20 protein-coding genes are annotated in these 17,429 nt (G+C 34.5%); 15 read left to right on the top strand and 5 right to left on the bottom strand.

Annotated elements, in window-relative coordinates:
- Positions 1-128: 128 nt before the first annotated feature.
- The 3 genes from GX308_01065 (at position 129) to GX308_01055 (ending at position 1,800) form a co-directional block, all read left to right on the top strand.
- On the top strand, positions 129-560 hold the full coding sequence (locus GX308_01065) for a CBS domain-containing protein (GenBank protein ID NLK20682.1): 432 nt from the start codon (positions 129-131) through the stop codon (positions 558-560).
- A gap of 52 nt (positions 561-612) precedes the next feature.
- Positions 613-1,452 (top strand): hypothetical protein, encoded by an 840-nt coding sequence (locus GX308_01060; protein ID NLK20681.1) that lies wholly within the window; start codon positions 613-615, stop codon positions 1,450-1,452.
- A 126-nt stretch (positions 1,453-1,578) separates the two neighbouring features.
- Positions 1,579-1,800: a hypothetical protein gene (locus GX308_01055; GenBank protein ID NLK20680.1), complete on the top strand. Its 222-nt coding sequence runs from the start codon at positions 1,579-1,581 to the stop codon at positions 1,798-1,800.
- Positions 1,801-1,850: 50 nt separating this feature from the next.
- Here GX308_01055 and GX308_01050 read toward each other — a convergent pair whose 3' ends face one another.
- Together GX308_01050 and GX308_01045 are read right to left on the bottom strand one after the other, a co-directional pair.
- A complete protein-coding gene (locus GX308_01050; protein ID NLK20679.1) occupies positions 1,851-2,111 on the bottom strand; it encodes a hypothetical protein in 261 nt (86 codons plus the stop codon).
- 29 nt (positions 2,112-2,140) lie between these two features.
- Positions 2,141-2,782, bottom strand: a complete 642-nt coding sequence (locus GX308_01045; protein NLK20678.1) for a hypothetical protein — start codon at positions 2,780-2,782, stop codon at positions 2,141-2,143.
- A gap of 469 nt (positions 2,783-3,251) precedes the next feature.
- On the opposite strand from GX308_01045, the gene GX308_01040 reads away from it, so the two are divergent.
- Complete coding sequence (locus GX308_01040; GenBank protein ID NLK20677.1) at positions 3,252-3,740, top strand: hypothetical protein; 489 nt, start codon at positions 3,252-3,254, stop codon at positions 3,738-3,740.
- Positions 3,741-3,874: 134 nt separating this feature from the next.
- Here the strand turns inward: GX308_01040 and GX308_01035 are convergent, their stop codons facing one another.
- Complete coding sequence (locus GX308_01035) at positions 3,875-4,084, bottom strand: hypothetical protein (protein ID NLK20676.1); 210 nt, start codon at positions 4,082-4,084, stop codon at positions 3,875-3,877.
- A 419-nt stretch (positions 4,085-4,503) separates the two neighbouring features.
- Here GX308_01035 and GX308_01030 point away from each other — a divergent pair, with 419 nt between their 5' ends.
- Entirely contained in the window at positions 4,504-5,574 is a 1,071-nt protein-coding gene (locus tag GX308_01030) for a S8 family peptidase (GenBank protein NLK20675.1), read from the top strand.
- A complete protein-coding gene (locus tag GX308_01025) occupies positions 5,558-5,896 on the top strand; it encodes a hypothetical protein (GenBank protein ID NLK20674.1) in 339 nt (112 codons plus the stop codon). Before GX308_01030 ends, GX308_01025 begins: the two co-directional genes overlap by 17 nt.
- A 46-nt stretch (positions 5,897-5,942) precedes the next feature.
- On the opposite strand, the gene GX308_01020 is transcribed toward GX308_01025, so the two are convergent.
- Complete coding sequence (locus GX308_01020; GenBank protein NLK20673.1) at positions 5,943-6,104, bottom strand: hypothetical protein; 162 nt, start codon at positions 6,102-6,104, stop codon at positions 5,943-5,945.
- A gap of 178 nt (positions 6,105-6,282) precedes the next feature.
- Positions 6,283-6,492, bottom strand: a complete 210-nt coding sequence (locus GX308_01015) for a hypothetical protein (protein NLK20672.1) — start codon at positions 6,490-6,492, stop codon at positions 6,283-6,285.
- Positions 6,493-6,868: 376 nt separating this feature from the next.
- On the opposite strand from GX308_01015, the gene GX308_01010 reads away from it, so the two are divergent.
- From GX308_01010 to GX308_00970, 9 genes are all read left to right on the top strand, one after another.
- Complete coding sequence (locus tag GX308_01010) at positions 6,869-7,666, top strand: hypothetical protein (protein ID NLK20671.1); 798 nt, start codon at positions 6,869-6,871, stop codon at positions 7,664-7,666.
- A gap of 14 nt (positions 7,667-7,680) precedes the next feature.
- The gene (locus GX308_01005; protein ID NLK20670.1) at positions 7,681-7,923 is read left to right on the top strand and encodes a hypothetical protein; all 243 of its coding nucleotides are present in this window, start codon (positions 7,681-7,683) and stop codon (positions 7,921-7,923) included.
- Between the two features lie 240 nt (positions 7,924-8,163).
- Positions 8,164-9,525, top strand: coding sequence for a 2-isopropylmalate synthase (locus tag GX308_01000; GenBank protein NLK20669.1), 1,362 nt, complete (start codon positions 8,164-8,166; stop codon positions 9,523-9,525).
- A gap of 29 nt (positions 9,526-9,554) precedes the next feature.
- Entirely contained in the window at positions 9,555-11,840 is a 2,286-nt protein-coding gene (locus GX308_00995; GenBank protein ID NLK20668.1) for a hydratase, read from the top strand.
- Between the two features lie 129 nt (positions 11,841-11,969).
- Positions 11,970-13,058, top strand: a complete 1,089-nt coding sequence (locus GX308_00990) for an isocitrate/isopropylmalate dehydrogenase family protein (protein NLK20667.1) — start codon at positions 11,970-11,972, stop codon at positions 13,056-13,058.
- Positions 13,059-13,240: 182 nt separating this feature from the next.
- Positions 13,241-13,894, top strand: coding sequence for an HAD family hydrolase (locus GX308_00985; GenBank protein NLK20666.1), 654 nt, complete (start codon positions 13,241-13,243; stop codon positions 13,892-13,894).
- Positions 13,895-14,320: 426 nt separating this feature from the next.
- Positions 14,321-15,625, top strand: a complete 1,305-nt coding sequence (locus GX308_00980; GenBank protein ID NLK20665.1) for an extracellular solute-binding protein — start codon at positions 14,321-14,323, stop codon at positions 15,623-15,625.
- 81 nt (positions 15,626-15,706) lie between these two features.
- A complete protein-coding gene (locus GX308_00975; GenBank protein NLK20664.1) occupies positions 15,707-16,588 on the top strand; it encodes a sugar ABC transporter permease in 882 nt (293 codons plus the stop codon).
- Positions 16,589-17,428: a carbohydrate ABC transporter permease gene (locus tag GX308_00970; GenBank protein ID NLK20663.1), complete on the top strand. Its 840-nt coding sequence runs from the start codon at positions 16,589-16,591 to the stop codon at positions 17,426-17,428.
- The last annotated feature ends 1 nt before the right edge of the window (position 17,429 follow it).

Here is a 17,429-nt window from a genome sequence, read left to right as displayed (position 1 = left end):
AACGAAGTGAAAGATGTAAGATCCTTCGCTAATGCTCAGAGTGACAAAGAATTAAAATATTATCATATACATATTTTACTTTAACATTGCCCAAAATAATATAGAAATTACCCTAAGGAGGCAATGATATGAAAGTAAGAGATATTATGACTCAAAATATATTTTCGGTAGATGAAGAAGAATCGGTTTTAAAGGCATCTCAGATTATGAGGGATACTAATGTAGGATCTGTACCTGTTAGAGATGGGGAAGAGATTGTTGGAATTATTACGGATAGAGACATTGTAATTCGTAATGCTGCAGAGGGACAAGATGTAAGGGATACCATCTGCAGGGAAATTATGTCAAAAGATGTAATCACATGTTCACCAGATATGGATATTAATGAAGCGGTAGATTTAATGGCCCAAAATCAAATAAGAAGAATACCGGTAATTGAAGATAATAAAATTGTCGGCATGGTTTCTTTAGGAGATTTAGCAACTAAACAGACTATGCAAAGTGAAGCTGGAGAAGCTCTAAAAGATATTTCTACTCCAAGTATGCCGGATTATCAGTAAAAGGTATGGCTAAGCCATACCTTTTACTGTCCCATATATAAGGAGAGATTTTATGAGAGAAAAGAGAATTAACTGGTTTCTTATCGTATTTGCTATTATTAGTATTCCTATTTTTTATAGTATTAGTGAAAATAGCGCTATGATTCAAGGCAACCTTATAAAGGGTAGGGATAAAAAAGTGCCAAAGGTGATTTACGATTTAAATACAGCCTTGAAGAATCATATGATTAGCAAAATGAAAACCTATGAGCTAAAATCCGTACAAATTTCAAAAAAAGATGCAGAGTCCTATGCGAAAAAGCTTGGTATAGATACCATTAAAGAAACTAATTTAGAATTCAGGGGTCAAAGTCAACAAAATCAACTTATTATTTCCAGAAACTTAGGGATTATCCAATATAATAATCTAAACAAGAATACTTCGGATTTATCTAATAAAATAACATCAGAAAAAGCTGGTGAAAGTATTATAGATTTTATGGAGAATATAGGACTTGATTGCAGTCACAAAAAAAGTCTAATAGAAGATATTCCTCAGGAAAACAGATACCGGGTTAGATTTATTAATACCGTTGAAGGGATTTTAAATTATGGATATTGTGCAAAAGCTGATATAAGTTACAGTGGCGAGATATTAGGCCTTGAATGCCATAAGGCAACGTACAAACCCCGCACAGTGGTATCGATTAAACCAGCTAAGAAAGCATATAAAGAACTAATAAAACTACCCATTGATAAAGAATATGTTCAGATAGATATTAAAAAAGTAGATCTGGTATATTATTTAAATAATGACAACACTAAAGAGAGATTATTAGTACCAGCTTATCGTTTTTTTGGCGAAGTGAATAATGGGGATTCATTTGAATATTTTGTATCTGCAGTAGAGTAGCAATGACTCTTTATAAAATGGCAGAATGATATAAGAATTTTCACTTATGATATTGACAGGAATCCTATTTATGAATAATAATATAAGAGTATATTTAGTTTTATCATTAATAGGAGGAGAATTGTAGTGTCAAAGAAAGAAACTGAATTTGATCGCTATGAAAGAATGAAAAGGCTTCAAAAAGAAGCAGAGGCCCAGAAGAAAAAAGAAGTAGATTTAGAGATAAGCAGAAGTAAAAAGAAGGGAAGAGTGAAGGTATCGAATAGCGGTGGTCGCAAAAAAGATTGGACTAAAGACTACATTAATGGTTTTGGTGAAGATGAAGAAGATTATGATGGAGTATATTAAATAAATAGTACTAATATAAAAATTAAAGCTATAGGAAATCCTATAGCTTTTTACATACTCAACATTTCCGTTATCTTTAATAAAGCATCAAATTTTTTTCTTTGATTGAAGGGAAGGGATTCCCTCATAGCTTCTAGAAGAGCCTTATTTTGTTCTTTAGTTAATTTCTTACCTGAATTCTTTTTTTGGGCAGATAATTTGATAAGTGTTTCTAGAACTTCCACTTCCGACTTTCCCTTAAGATTATTCATAACGTCATTAACTTCCTGTAACATATCCGGATCTAATCCGCTTAAAACATCCTTTTGCATATAAAGTCCTCCTTGATATTTTATAAAATCTATTCTATTAAAGTAGTTAACATAGAAAGCATTTGTTTTTGATTTTCATCAAGCATAGGCGTGAGAGCCTGCAAAAGTATTTGCTTTTGATTGTTGCTGCCCGAAGGTTGTGTTTCAGCCTCCGATTCTTTAGGTGCTTTTAGAGTTTTTACCCTATTTATCAATTCGCCAATATCCATTATCTTAACTAACATATCTAAGACGCACTGCCTATCTTCAGAGCAGTGAGGTCTAATAGAATTTAGCATATCAGTTTTCCAGTTGGGGTTAGAAGTTAAATTAGCAGCTCCTAAGGGGCTGTTAGCATTGCTATAAACATCCAATACCTTTTTTAATTCCAAAGATTTGATAAATACCCCTAGGATTTTTTGGTTGGAATATTCCATATATGGGATGGCAGCTTTTATTGCTTTCATTTTAGGGGTATGAATGGTTTCATCAAATAAAATTGAAGGACTGGGATATACGACAGGAATAGGCTTAGTCCTAATCTCAGTTTCACTTTCTACATTATTTTCTTTGCTACTATCAGACATTAAAGTAGAGAACAATTTTACCATCTCAAGAATCTTAGAAGCATCGAATTCATCATTTTCTTGGGGATTAGAGGCTTCTGGAGGAACAGGGTTTTCTTCATTCATAGGTCAACCTCCTTAAAAAGTATCTTATACAATATCATTTAATATTTATGTACAAACTAACAAAAACATGACAAGTTCTAAAAAATATCTATAGGGAACATTGCTAGAGTTTCATTTACTTTGTATCTTAAATGATTTCCTAGGACATAGGATAAGGCACCTTATGGTGCCGGCTTACTGTTTATAGCTATGTTTTTTTGTGAGAATAAAATATAAAAAATAATCAGAGAAAAGAAAAGCTTTTCATCGGTTAAATCATTATCATTATCAAATAAAAGTAATAGGAAGAACAAAAAATCATTTCATATAAAATTAGAGAGTTCATGTAATCCCCCCTTTATATAAGCTTCTAAGAGTATTGTATGAAACATAAACAAGAAATGTTCGAAAGCAATGAATTAATTAACAAAGTTTTACTTTTTAACATACATTGATATGGAGGTATTAGATTAATGATAGGAGGGGGAACATGGGAAATAACGAATTGTTACAGGATATAGGCAATACTTTAGGGTGCAATATAGATTTGCAGCAAGATATGATAGATATTAAGGAAAATATCAGGAGCATGTTTCAGGAAAAATATATAAATAGGGTTCAGTCTTTAGTAAATCAAAATAAAAGTAGGGTGGAGACAAATCCTACTAAGGAAATTGCTCTACTCCAAGCTCTAAAACCATTTATAGGTACTGAGATGCATTGGAAAATTGATAAACTTACGGAAACTATGAATTCGTTTAGAACAATCCAGCTACTAAATGATAAGATACAAACAGCACAGCCCCAAAGAAGTGAAAAAAAGGAGGAGAAAATATTGAAAAGAAGCGATGGTGTATATGAAATAGATGAGGTTTGCATGAAAGCTAAGGAACAAGGTTCAGGCGGCGGATTCATTATATTTATTTTTATTATTTTTATGTTGATGGGAAAGCCCTTTTACTTGGGTGATTTTAAATAAGAGATATTTAGACCTGTATACTGAGGGGGTTATATTAGGATTGAGCTAGGAGTATGGTGGAGTGGGGGTAGCTATCTGAATTTGAAATGGATATGTAAAAAGCAGAGGATTTATATCCTCTGCTTTTTTGCTGCTTAACAGATGCCACCACCGCATCCGCCAAATAAAATTAAGAAGATAATCAAGAAGAAAAATAATGAATTGTCGCCACAGCCGCCGAATCCTCCTTGACCTTTTGAGTCGCAGCCAAAAAATCCACCGCCGCCACTGTTAAAGAGAAGTAAGAAGAAGAATAAAAATAGTATGTTATTGCCGCCTCCGAAGAAAGATTTAGAATCTGCCATAAGAATAGCCTCCTTATCTTAAATTTATATCCTACGTTTATATTCTATGCACGATATGAAAAGAAATGACCAGTTATGAAAAAAATGGTGAAAATTGGGACAAACTATCCCCAAAACATCATTTACAATAATAGTGTGGAATAAAGTGTAAACTAATACTGAAGAATTTAATACATTAACTATTAGAATCATACATTTAATATATAGGGTATAAAGGAAGGAGTATAAGTATGGATTTATCTATTTTATTGCTTTTATTAGGAGTTATGGGCCAAGGCAAAGTAAAAAACACAAGTGTAAATCGGCCTAAAAACGATAGCACGTTAGAAGAAACTGTTCAGGTAATTGTAGAATGTAGCATGGATGATGAACGGGAGTGTCAAATATGTGAATTAGGAAAAGTAAAGCATAGGCTTCCTATGATTGATTCCTATGTTATAGAAATACCGGTACACAATCTCCATAAACTTCGGGAGCTCAAGGGAATAAGAAGGGTACAGCAAGACTCTCATATTACCGCTCAAACCGATATTGCAAGGCAGGTCATAAAAGCTAATTGGGCACAGGAGAGGGGGTACAAAGGAAGGAGTGTAGGGGTTGTAGTATTAGATTCCGGAATTTATCCCCATGAAGATTTTCTATATCCTAGGAGTAGAATTATCGCTTTTAAAGATTTTGTGAATGGTTATAATAATCCTTATGATGACAATGGACATGGAACTCATGTAGCAGGAATAATTGGAGGGAATGGAACAAAATCTAATGGAAAATATGTAGGGATAGCTCCTGAATGTAATCTAATAGGTATTAAAATATTGGATGAAGAGGGCAGTGGAAGCACTTCTAATGTTTTAGCAGGAATTCAGTGGATGATTGATAATAAGGATAGGTATAATATAAGGGTGGCTAATTTATCCATAGGGAGTCCAGATAAAGAAGGCGAAAGCGATCCTATGGTAAGGGCAGTTAATGCAGCCTGGGATGCAGGAATTATCACCCTGGTGGCTGCGGGAAATGATGGACCTCAAAGAAAGAGTATCACATCCCCAGGAGTCAGTAGAAAAATTATAACAGTCGGGGCATCAGACGACCAAAAAACCGTCAATATTTTTGGGGATACTGTTTCTAACTACTCGGGGCGCGGACCCACGAAAGAATGCATAAAAAAACCTGATGTGGTAGCACCAGGCTCTAATATAATGGCTTGTGCAGCAGATACAAAGTATATCCCTAAGGAAGGGGTAAGCCTTAAGGACAGCTTAGAAGTAGCATATGTAAAGAAAAGCGGAACATCAATGGCAACCCCCATGGTTTCAGGGGCATTAGCCCTTCTTGTTGAAAACAGCCCTTATATGACTCCTGATGATGTTAAATTTTATCTAAAAGATTGTACCAATAATTTAGATTTTCCACAAGAGCAGCAAGGCTGGGGGTTAATTGATATTAGGAAGCTATTTGAAAGGGGGAATTCTTATGGTAGAAAATATTAATGCCACTGAAATAACCAATATGATAACTAATAGAGAATATATAAAAAATGATATGATGGAAATTACGAACATAGTAAGGAAACTTCTAAATGATAAATACATTTCAAGAATGGATGAACTTGTATCACGACATAAAGAAAATGTTACTAATAATCCACCTAAGGAAGTTATGCTTATGCAGGCAATAAAACCCTTTATGCAAAAAGAGGCACAAATAAATGTCGATAAAGTAATAGAAATGATGAATATCATAAATACTGCAAAAAATCTTCAACGAGAATTAGAAAGAGTTAAGAGTGAGAAAATGAATAGAGATATATAAATAAAAAATATGCACCTTTGAAAATAAGGGTGCATATTTTTTTGAATCAATATCCGTATCCGAAGCCAACTCCACCAAATAAAATTAGGAAAATTAATAAGAAAAAGAAAAGGGAGTTATCAAATTTAGCTCCATAACCTTGATTAAATAATAATAAGAAAAAGAATAAAAAGAAGATACTGTATTGATTATAACCTTTAGCTCCCATTGCGACACCTCCTTCCAAAAGGAAATTTAGATAATTACAACATGGTTCCCAAAATAGATTTCTAGCATTACATGACAAAACAAGGGGTATACAGTTTGAAATCTATAGTACATTCTATGAAATAAAAAAAACAATTGTTACTAAACAAAAAAGTCCCTGAAAGGACTTTTTAAAAGGATTACCATTTATAATCGCTTAAAAGTATAAAAAGAAGTAGAATTAAGAATAAGTCTTCTATGGCAAATGATGAGCGGGCGCTGCTAACGGTTGTTGATGTTTGGGGTTCAGTTGTATTAATCACGTTAATATTAGAAAAGTCTTTACGTTGCCCCCTAAACGGTTCAGGGATATCTTGAAGTCCATAGGAATTCTGATTTAAATGATTCATAGCTACCTCCTTATTCTATAAATATTAAACTTTAAAGTTGTTTCCTTATAAATCTATGTAGAATATTTTTATTTTATGACATAATAATAAGTAATGGTCCTGTACCATTTTCATATGATTTATGTATACCTTGTAACCAAATATCCACAGCTAAAATTTGTATACAAAATAAATGTGGAGTATGTGGAAAAATGGTACGAGCCTTTTAAAATGATAAATAGAGATGTGCATAACTTTGTGGATAGTGTGGATAAGATAAAAAGTTATCCACGGAATATATATAAATTATGTTAAATAGCGTTATAAGATTATAACAATTATGTAATATTAAATAGATTTCCCGTAATAAAGATAACCCTGTGAAAGGAAGAATAAATTGAGAATAAACACTTATATCAAAGATAGGGGACCTTTTGACATTATAGGGGATATTCATGGATGCTATAAAGAATTAAGCATTCTTTTAAAAGAATTAGGGTATCACAAAAAAAACGGAAGTTACATGCACCCTAAGGGAAGAAAGCTTATATCCCTAGGGGATTTAAATGATAGGGGACCTGAAAACTTAAAAACTATAAATCTTATCATTAATATGGTTGAAAATAACAATGCTTTATATGTGTATGGCAATCACTGTAATAAATTTTATAGATATTTATTAGGAAGGAAGGTTCAAATCACCCATGGATTAGAGGGTACGGTAAAAGAATACAATGAACTCACATGGGAAGAAAAAGAAAACTTTAAAAATAAGTATATTAATTTTTACGAAAAACAATCCCATTACTGGATACTAGATGAGGGTGATTTAATAGTAGTTCATGGGGGTATTAAACAATCCCTAGTAGGAAGAGATGATCCAAGAACCCATAAGTTTTGTTTATATGGAGATATAACAGGAAGGAAAGATGAGGAAGGTCATCCCATAAGAAGAGATTGGGCAAAGGAATATACAGGCAGGGCTATGATTGTTTACGGTCATACCCCTATATTAAAACCTATATGGATTAATAACACCCTAGACATTGATTTGGGCTGTGTATTCGGCGGAAAACTTGGAGCTCTTTGCTATCCGGAGAAAAAAATTATAACCGTAGATTCAACGAGGCCCGAAGATGAGGCCCAATTAATAAGGATGAAATCAAAGTATCAGGAACTTACAAAATCTAATTAGGAAGGAAAATCCATATGAATCTGGTTTGTCCCTTATGTAATGCCCTAAAGACCAAAGAAATAATCTGTGAGACTTGTCATACTAAGATGGAGGATGGGGGAATGATAGGTGATTACTATGATGATTACAGCCCTTATCTTCCCATATCCATAACCGCTAGGATAGACGGCTGTCCACCTAGTCAGTGTGTTCATTTATTTTATTGCCCTAAATGTGGTAGGGATAAAAGAGTATCTATAAACAAACAAGAAATATAATCTTGCTTTCAAGAAGTGTTTATTTGAAGGATAAAGATGACACTGATTCATTTTGGTGATAAAACATTCATGATAATATAATTAAATCCTTGGCAATCATGAAGAAATTAATGCATTTATAATATAGAATGCAACTTTCAAAAAGGTAAGATACAATTTCAAGAATATTCATTGACAAAATCGGCATAATTGTATACAATCATACGTAAAAATATAGGAAAAATAATGAGGGGGCACTATATGTTAGAATTTAATAAGAAAACGAATTTATTAGAAAGAACAGAATTTACTTATCCGCTTCAGGATATTAAAGAGCCGAATTTATATCGGAATTTATTTAATTATGAAGAAGTTCCAAAGATAGCATTTAACCATCGTCATGTACCAATAAATATGCCGAGTGAAATATGGATTACGGATACAACATTTCGGGATGGTCAACAATCAAGGCAGCCTTATACTACAGAACAAATAGTTCATATATATGATTTGCTTCATAAACTTGGGGGACCAAAAGGCATTATAAGACAGAGCGAGTTTTTTTTATATAGTAAAAAAGATAGGGATGCAGTTTATAAATGTCTAGAAAGGGGATATGAGTTCCCCGAAGTTACTAGCTGGATTAGAGCTTCTAAAAAAGATTTTGAAATGGTTAAGGAAATCGGGCTAAAGGAAACGGGAATCCTAGTTAGTTGCTCTGATTATCATATTTTTTATAAAATGAAAATGACAAGAAAACAAGCAATTGAACACTATTTATCAGTAGTAAAGGAATGCATCGAAACAGGAGTTAAACCAAGATGTCATTTTGAGGATATCACAAGGGCGGATTTTTATGGGTTTGTGGTTCCTTTTGTGTTTGAACTTATGAAATTAAGTAAAGAATCTGGAATGCCTATTAAAATCAGGGCATGTGATACTATGGGATATGGACTTAGTTTTCCAGGCGTTGCACTTCCAAGAAGTGTACAAGGAATCATTTATGGGTTACTGCACCATGCAAGGGTACCCTCAGAGCTTATTGAGTGGCATGGGCATAATGATTTTTATCGTGCTGTAAACAATGCATCTACGGCTTGGTTATATGGTGCATCTGCTGTTAATTGTTCCCTACTTGGAATAGGAGAAAGAACGGGAAATTGCCCCCTAGAAGCCATGGTGATGGAGTATGCACAGCTTAGAGGGACAACTGACGGTATGGATACAACAGTAATAACAGAAATAGCGGAGTACTTTGAAAATGAAATAGGATATGATATACCCCCTATGACCCCCTTTATAGGCAAGAACTTTAATGTTACAAGAGCAGGGATTCATGCGGATGGACTATTGAAAAATGAAGAGATTTATAATATATTTGATACAGGCAAACTTTTAAATCGTCCTTGTCGTGTAGCAGTATCCAATACATCAGGACTTGCAGGAATAGCCCACTGGATTAATTCTTACTTCAATTTTAAAGATGAAGAGGCTGTAGATAAAAAAGATGAGGTAGTTGTAAAAATTAAAGAGTGGGTAGATGCTCAGTACGATGAAGGAAGAGTAACAGTTATAACTGATGAGGAATTGGAAGAAGTTTTCCTCAAAGTAAAAGGGAACTAGAATTAGATAATAAACAGGAGCTGATTTAATTGATTAATTTGTTCAAAGGGGGAGCCTATTTAATTAATGGGCAAGAAATAGTTGAGGATAACATTAATGCACAGGAAATTATAAAATCAAAAATGGGAAAAACCATAGAAAAGACAGAAGCCTCCAAAAATACTATGGCCTATTCGATTCTGGAGGCTCATAATACTTCAGATAATATGGATAAACTTAAAATAAAATTCGATAGAATGGCCTCTCATGATATCACATATGTAGGTATCATACAAACCGCCATGGCCAGTGGGCTTGAAAGGTTCCCCATACCATATGTATTAACTAATTGTCATAATACACTTTGCGCCGTTGGGGGTACAATCAATGAAGATGACCATATGTATGGTTTATCTGCGGCCAAAAGATTTGGCGGCATATATGTACCTACTCATCAGGGAGTTATTCATTCATATATGAGAGAAATGATGAGTGGTTGCGGCAAAATGATTATAGGTTCTGATAGCCATACCCGTTATGGTGCTCTTGGCACCATGGCTGTAGGAGAAGGGGGACCTGAATTGGTTAAGCAACTTCTTGGTAAAACCTATGATATCGATAAGCCAGAGGTTGTAGGGGTATATCTTACAGGTACTCCCAATAAGGGAGTAGGGCCGCAAGACGTTGCCTTAGCGATTATTGGAGCTGTATTTGATAATGGCTATGTTAAAAATAAGGTGATGGAGTTTGTTGGAGATGGGGTTAAAAATCTTAGTGTAGATTTTAGATGTGGTATAGATGTTATGACTACGGAAACTACCTGTTTATCTTCTATATGGACTACCGATAATAAGGTTAAGGAATACTATGAAATCCACGGAAGAGTTAGGGAATATGCTGAAATTTCACCAAAAGATATCGCTTATTATGACGGGATGGTTTATGTTGATTTATCAAAGATTAAACCAATGATAGCTATGCCATTTCATCCAAGTAATGTATATACTATTGAAGATTTAAATTCAAATCTTTTAGAGATAATAGATAAAGTAGAAAAAACAGCAATCAAACAGTTAGATAATTCAAAGATTAAATTTACCTTGAAAGATAAAATAAGAAATGGAAAATTAATTGTAGATCAAGGGGTTATAGCTGGTTGTGCCGGCGGTACTTATGAAAATATCTGTGATGCAGCAGATATTTTAGGAGGAGTATCTACTGGAGCGGGTAATTTTTCTCTTAGTGTATACCCAGGCAGCCAGCCAATCAATATAACTCTTATGGAAAATGGTGTTATGACAAGACTTGCTACGGCAGGGGCAGTTATAAGGAGCGCTTTTTGTGGACCGTGTTTTGGAGCAGGAGATGTCCCAGCGAATAATGGTTTGAGCATTAGGCATACAACAAGGAACTTCCCTAACCGCGAGGGCTCAAAGCCGGGAGATGGACAAATAGCATCAGTTGCTCTTATGGATGCCCGTTCAATTGCAGCAACGGCGGCAAATAAAGGATTGCTTACAGCAGCTACAGATATTGATGTAAACTTTACAAATCCCAAATATTATTTCAAAAAAGATGTTTATGACAACAGGGTTTATAACGGCTTTGGCAAGGCGGATGATAGGGTAGAAATTAAATACGGCCCCAATATAACACCATGGCCTAATATGCCACCACTAACAGAGAATATTATGCTTAAAGTAGCATCTGTTATAACAGACCCTGTTACAACAACTGATGAATTGATACCCTCAGGGGAAACTTCTTCATATCGCTCTAACCCCTTAGGCCTTGCAGAGTTCACTCTTTCAAGGAAGGATCCTACTTATGTAGGGGAAGCAAAAAAGGTACAAATAATTGAAAAAGCAAGATTAAATGGGGAAAATCCTTTAGAAATTAGTAGTGATTATAAAAAGATATTTAAAACCGTGAGAAAAGTTTATACAGATATAGAGGTAGGCAGTACGGGAGTAGGTAGTGTTATATATGCCATTAAACCAGGAGATGGTTCAGCTAGAGAACAGGCGGCAAGCTGTCAAAAGGTGCTAGGAGGGTGGGCAAATATAGCAAAAGAGTATGCTACTAAAAGATATCGCTCCAATCTTATTAACTGGGGTATGCTTCCCTTTATATTTAAAGAAGAATTACCATTTGAAAAAGGTGATTATATATTTATCCCTGGAATAAGGGAAGCAATAACTAATAAAGCTAATGAAATTAAAGCATATGTTGTACATGACAAGTTAAAAGAATTTACCCTTGAAATGGCGGATTTGACAGACGATGAAAGAAACATTATACTTTCAGGGTGTCTAATCAATTTTTATAAATCCTAATCTAGTGCTTAGGACGTTAGGTATTCGGTTACTGGATGACTAAAAGGAGGGTTATTTGTGAATACGATAATTGAAGAAGCAAAAGAGAAATTTGGTAAACTTATTGAAGAACAGTTGGAAAGAGTAGAGATGATGAAAGCTCAGGAAGATTTTATCAACTATCAGGAACTTGATAAAATCATAATTGGGGTTGCTGGGGGAGATGGCATTGGGCCTGCTATTACAGCACAAGCCGGGAGAATCTTAGAATTTCTCTTAAAGGAAGAAATAGAAAAAGGGAAAGTAGAATTTAGGACAATAGATGGACTTACTATTGAAAATAGAGCAAAAGCCATGAAGGCTATCCCAGAGGACGTTTTAGCTGAACTTAAGGAATGCCATGTAATACTAAAAGGACCTACAACCACTCCAAGAGCAGGAGATCCTTGGCCAAATATTGAAAGCGCTAATGTAGCAATGAGAAAGGAATTAGATCTCTTTGCCAATGTACGACCTGTAAGAGTACCGGAACAAGGTATAGATTGGACTTTCTTCAGAGAAAATACCGAAGGAGCTTATGTACTTGGTTCTAAAGGATTTCATTTAAATGATGATATAGCTTTTGACTTTAAAGTAATGACAACCCAGGGAATTGAAAGGATAGCAAAAGCAGCTTTTGATTATGCAAGGGCCAATGGTAAGAAAAGGGTTACTGTCGTAACCAAAGCCAATGTTGTTAAAACAACAGACGGTAAATTCCTAAATATTTGTAAGGAAGTAGCTAAAGATTATCCTGAAATCGAAATGGATGATTGGTATATTGATATTATGACTGCTAAATTGGTAGATGAAAAAAGAAGAACTCAGTTCCAAGTTTTAGTTCTTCCAAACCTTTATGGGGACATTTTAACCGATGAAGCTGCTGAATTCCAAGGAGGAGTAGGAACAGCAGGAAGTGCCAATATTGGTAAAAGATATGCTATGTTCGAAGCAATTCATGGTTCAGCACCTAGAATGGTAGAAGAGGGAAGAGCAAAATATGCAGATCCAAGTAGTGTTATCCGCGGAGCTTCCATGCTTTTATCCCATATTGGATACATAAGAGAAGCTGAAAAACTTGATAAAGCAATGGACATCTGTTCCCGTGTCGAGAAAAAGCTAGTTATAACAGGAAGAGATACCGGAGCAACCAATGAGGAATTTGCAGATTATATAATGGAAACAATCAAATCCATATAAACCAAGAAAAAGGCTGACATATCGTCAGCTTTTTTGGCGCTTGTTTGTCCACACTTTTATATTTGGGTTGGAAAGTTGACTGTCGACACAATATAAATTATCCTTATAATAGGAATTAATTCATTAATGGTATAGGTATAAGATATTTATATTATGAAAAGATTATTAGGAGGAGTTAATCAATGTTTAAAGAACATGACATAATATTATTTGATTTAGATGGAACCCTTACAGATCCTAAATTAGGAATAACCAAATCCATACAATATAGTTTAAAGCATTTTGGAATTAATGAATCCTGCTTGGATCGATTGGTACCATTTATAGGGCCTCCTTTAAAAGATTCCTTCATGGAATTTTATGATTTCACTGAGGAACAAACGGAGGAGGCAATAAAGAAGTACAGGGAGTACTTTGCGGAAAAGGGCTTATATGAAAATGCTATCTATCCTGGTATATATGAATTACTTGAGGAATTATATAACGGGGGTAAATTCCTATATGTTGCTACTTCTAAACCTACAATTTTTGCTAAAAAGATTCTTGAACATTTTGGTATATCTCGGTTTTTTAAGTCGATTGTAGGGAGTAACCTTGATGGGAGCCGGGTTGATAAAGGAGAAATAATATCCGATGTAATAGAAAACATAGACAATCCAAATTATAATAAGATTGTAATGATAGGGGATAGAAAATTTGATATTATAGGGGCTAGAAAATTAGGATTAGATTCTATAGGGGTACTTTATGGATTTGGTCCATTAGAGGAACTTGAATTGGAAAAACCCACATATATTGCAGAAACAGTAGAGGATTTAAAAAGAAATTTGATTTAAAATATAAAAAGGAGATAAACTAGGCATCGGACATATTAGTAGGACCAAAGATTTCTTTGGTCATACTGGAATGCTAAATATAGATAGATAAGTGGAAAATTAAAAAAATATAAGAATATGTAATAATAATCTCCTCTATTGGTAAAAATATAGTACAAACCAAGGGGGATTTCTTATTGCTCTTGTTATATAAAGAGTAACAATGAATTTAGTATTTATCATAAATATTTAATGCTAAGTTCACATTTTTATTCTATAATCAATCTAAAATATGTGCAAGTTTAACACAAAAACAAGGAGGAAAAGACTATAATGATGGAAAAAGGTAAAAATATTACACATTCAAGTAAAGATTATCCCTTTTATTACCTATTAGAGCCCTCTATAATTAAATTATCAAATAAATTTTTGAGGGGGAAATTAAAGATGAGTAAAAAACTAGTAAGTTCATTACTATGCGTAGTTATGGCTGCTTCTATCTTCGTAGGATGTGGTAAACAGGCAAACCAGCCTAACCAAGGAGAAACACCCGGAACAGAGGGAAATACATCTACACAGGGGGCAAATCTAACCCTTTGGAGCATTGCTACAGAAAGTGACGCATTCCATAGTGCTTATACAAGGGCGATAGCTGATTTTGAAGAGGCAAATGCAGGGGTAAAAGTTAAACACGAAACTTTTGAAAATCAATCATATAAAACAAAAATTAAGTCAGCAGTAGCTGCTAACGAACTTCCAGATATATTCTTCACCTGGGGCGGAGGGTTTTCTAGACCATTTATAGATGCAGGAAAGGTTTTACCTCTTGATGATTATTTTGCACCATACCAAGGTCAAATATCTGATGCAGCCCTTTCAAATGTAATGTATGATGGAAAGCTATATGGTTCTACTTTCACAACTCCATTATCAGCAATTTTTTATAATAAAAAGTTATTTGATGATAATGGAATAAAGGTTCCAACGAACTGGGATGAATTTATAGCTGCTTGTAAAACATTGAAGGATAATGGTATCACACCAATAGGTATTAGTGCAAAGGATACGTGGGTAATTGCCATGACCCATGATAACCTAGTATTAAAATCGGCAGGACCAGAAAAGGTAAATGCAGCCCTCACAAAATCCGGACAAAGTTATAATGATGCCGATTTTATAAATGCCTCAGCTAAACTTAGAGAATTAATAGATATGGGTGCTTTTCCAGAAGGTGCAGCAGGGTTATCTAATGATGAAGCCAGTGCGATGTTCTATAATGGTACCGCTGCAATGTATACAACAGGAAGTTGGATGGCAGGTTCCATTCAAACAGACCCTGAAAATCCTGAAGACTTTGATGTATATCCATTCCCTGCGGTAGGAGGTAATGGGAAAGCAACTGACCTTATGGGTGGGGCAACGGATTCATTTATGGTAAATGCAGCAACTCCTAATAAAGACATTGCAGCTAAGGCAGCATTTGAAATAACAAAAGGTATTTCGAAATATGCTTATCTTGATGGAGCAGGCATAGCGGCTTGGCAGGTGGATTACGATGATAGTCCTGTTCCTGAACTTACTAAAAAAGTAGCAGAACTTGCATCTACAGCAACATCGTTTACAATTTGGTATGATACTTTAATGGAAGCGGAAGACGCAGGTGAATATTTAACATTATTACAAGAACTGTATATGGGTAATATTAGTCCTGAAGATTTTGCTAAGGGAATGGATAATCAGCTTAGCAAATAAAATTCATAAGAGCGTGCGATTTCTGCACGCTTTTATTATGAAAGGTTTTAATCTAAGAAAGCATTAGAATGGAGGTTTAAAATGGATTCTGTAAGAAGAAACAAACTTGCCATATTTTTATTTATCCTTCCCGCCCTTATACTATTTGCTAGTATTATAATTTTACCAATTTTTATGTCTGGATACTATAGCCTACTAAAATGGGATGGCATCACCAAGGGAACATTTATTGGATTTAGCAATTACTTAGAATTGTTCACCAGTAAGTCGGCAGGGTTCCAAAGAACATTTATTAATGCGTTTTTACTTGCATTTTTATCTGTATTTATTCAACTACCTATATCCCTTGGATTAGCATTGTTATTATCAAAAGGGGTAAAGGGAGAAGGATTTTTTGTATCGGTATTTTTTGTACCAGTATTGATTTCGACAGTAGTTATAGGACAGCTCTGGATGAAAATCTATAATCCTGAATATGGTATTATAAATGTTACACTAAGGGCTATAGGGCTTAGTAAGTGGGCAAAACCTTGGCTGGGAACTCAGGAAACGGCCTTAGGGGCAGTATTTGTTCCAATACTATGGCAATATGTCGGATATCATATGCTTCTTATGTATGCGGGCATTAAATCGATTTCAAATGACTACAGGGAAGCAGCTAAAATAGACGGGGCAACTGAATGGCAAATAGCAAGACATATTATTATTCCCATGATTAAACCAGTTTTGAAAATTAGTGTTATCTTTGCAGTAACGGGCTCCCTTAAGGCTTTTGATTTAATTTATGTCTTGACTAATGGAGGACCGGCTCATGCCAGTGAAGTACCAAGTACATTAATGGTAGATATGATTTTTGGGAGAAACCGATATGGTTTCGGTAGTTCTATTGCTATTTTTATAATATTCTTATGCTTTTTCTTTGCCATTGGGATTCAAAAGGCATTTAAGACGGAGGTGGAGTAGATGAAAAAGTCACGAAGTTCAGATATAGGAAAGGTTATAACATATTCTGTATTAATTATATGGACCTTAATAAATCTATTTCCTCTTTATTGGATGTTGACATTTTCCCTAAAAAGCAACAGAGAAATCTTTGGGCAAAATGTTATAGGGCTACCTAGGGAATGGTTGTGGTCTAACTATAGGGCTGCATTAACAACTGGTAATATGGGACTGTATTTTTTAAACAGCTTTATAGTTACAGCCATAACAATTGTATTAACAACAGTGATTTCATTAATGGCATCTTATGCTTTAACAAGGCTTGAATGGAAGGGGAGAAATGCTTTAAATAGCATTTTTATGCTAGGACTTACAGTTCCAATCCATGCATCTCTTTTACCTATATTTATAATTTTACGTAATTTAAAAATGACCAATTCCTATCAAGCATTAATTATACCTTATACTGCATTTGCCCTTGCTATGGCAATTATGATTTGCAATGGATTTATTTCGGGTATCCCTAAAGAATTGGAGGAAGCAGCTTGTATTGATGGAAGCGGAGTGTATGGGATTTTCTTTAGAATTATATTACCCCTTATGAAGCCAGCACTTTCTACCATAGCTATTTTTACTTTTCTACAAGCATGGAATGAGCTTATGTTTGCTGTTATTTTTATTAGTGAATCAAGATATAGAACCTTATCTGTAGGTATTCAAACCCTATCAGGGGCCTATACAACTGCATGGGGGCCCATAGGGGCAGCTCTTGTTATTGCCACTTTCCCAACCTTGATTGTATATATGTTTGCCAGCAGAAAAATTCAAGAAAGTTTAATGGCAGGGGCTATTAAAGGATAAA

The sequence above is a fragment of the Candidatus Epulonipiscium sp. genome, from assembly GCA_012519205.1.
Taxonomy (GTDB): Bacteria; Bacillota; Clostridia; order Lachnospirales; family Defluviitaleaceae; genus JAAYQR01.
This window is presented reverse-complemented; position numbering and strand designations above follow the sequence as displayed.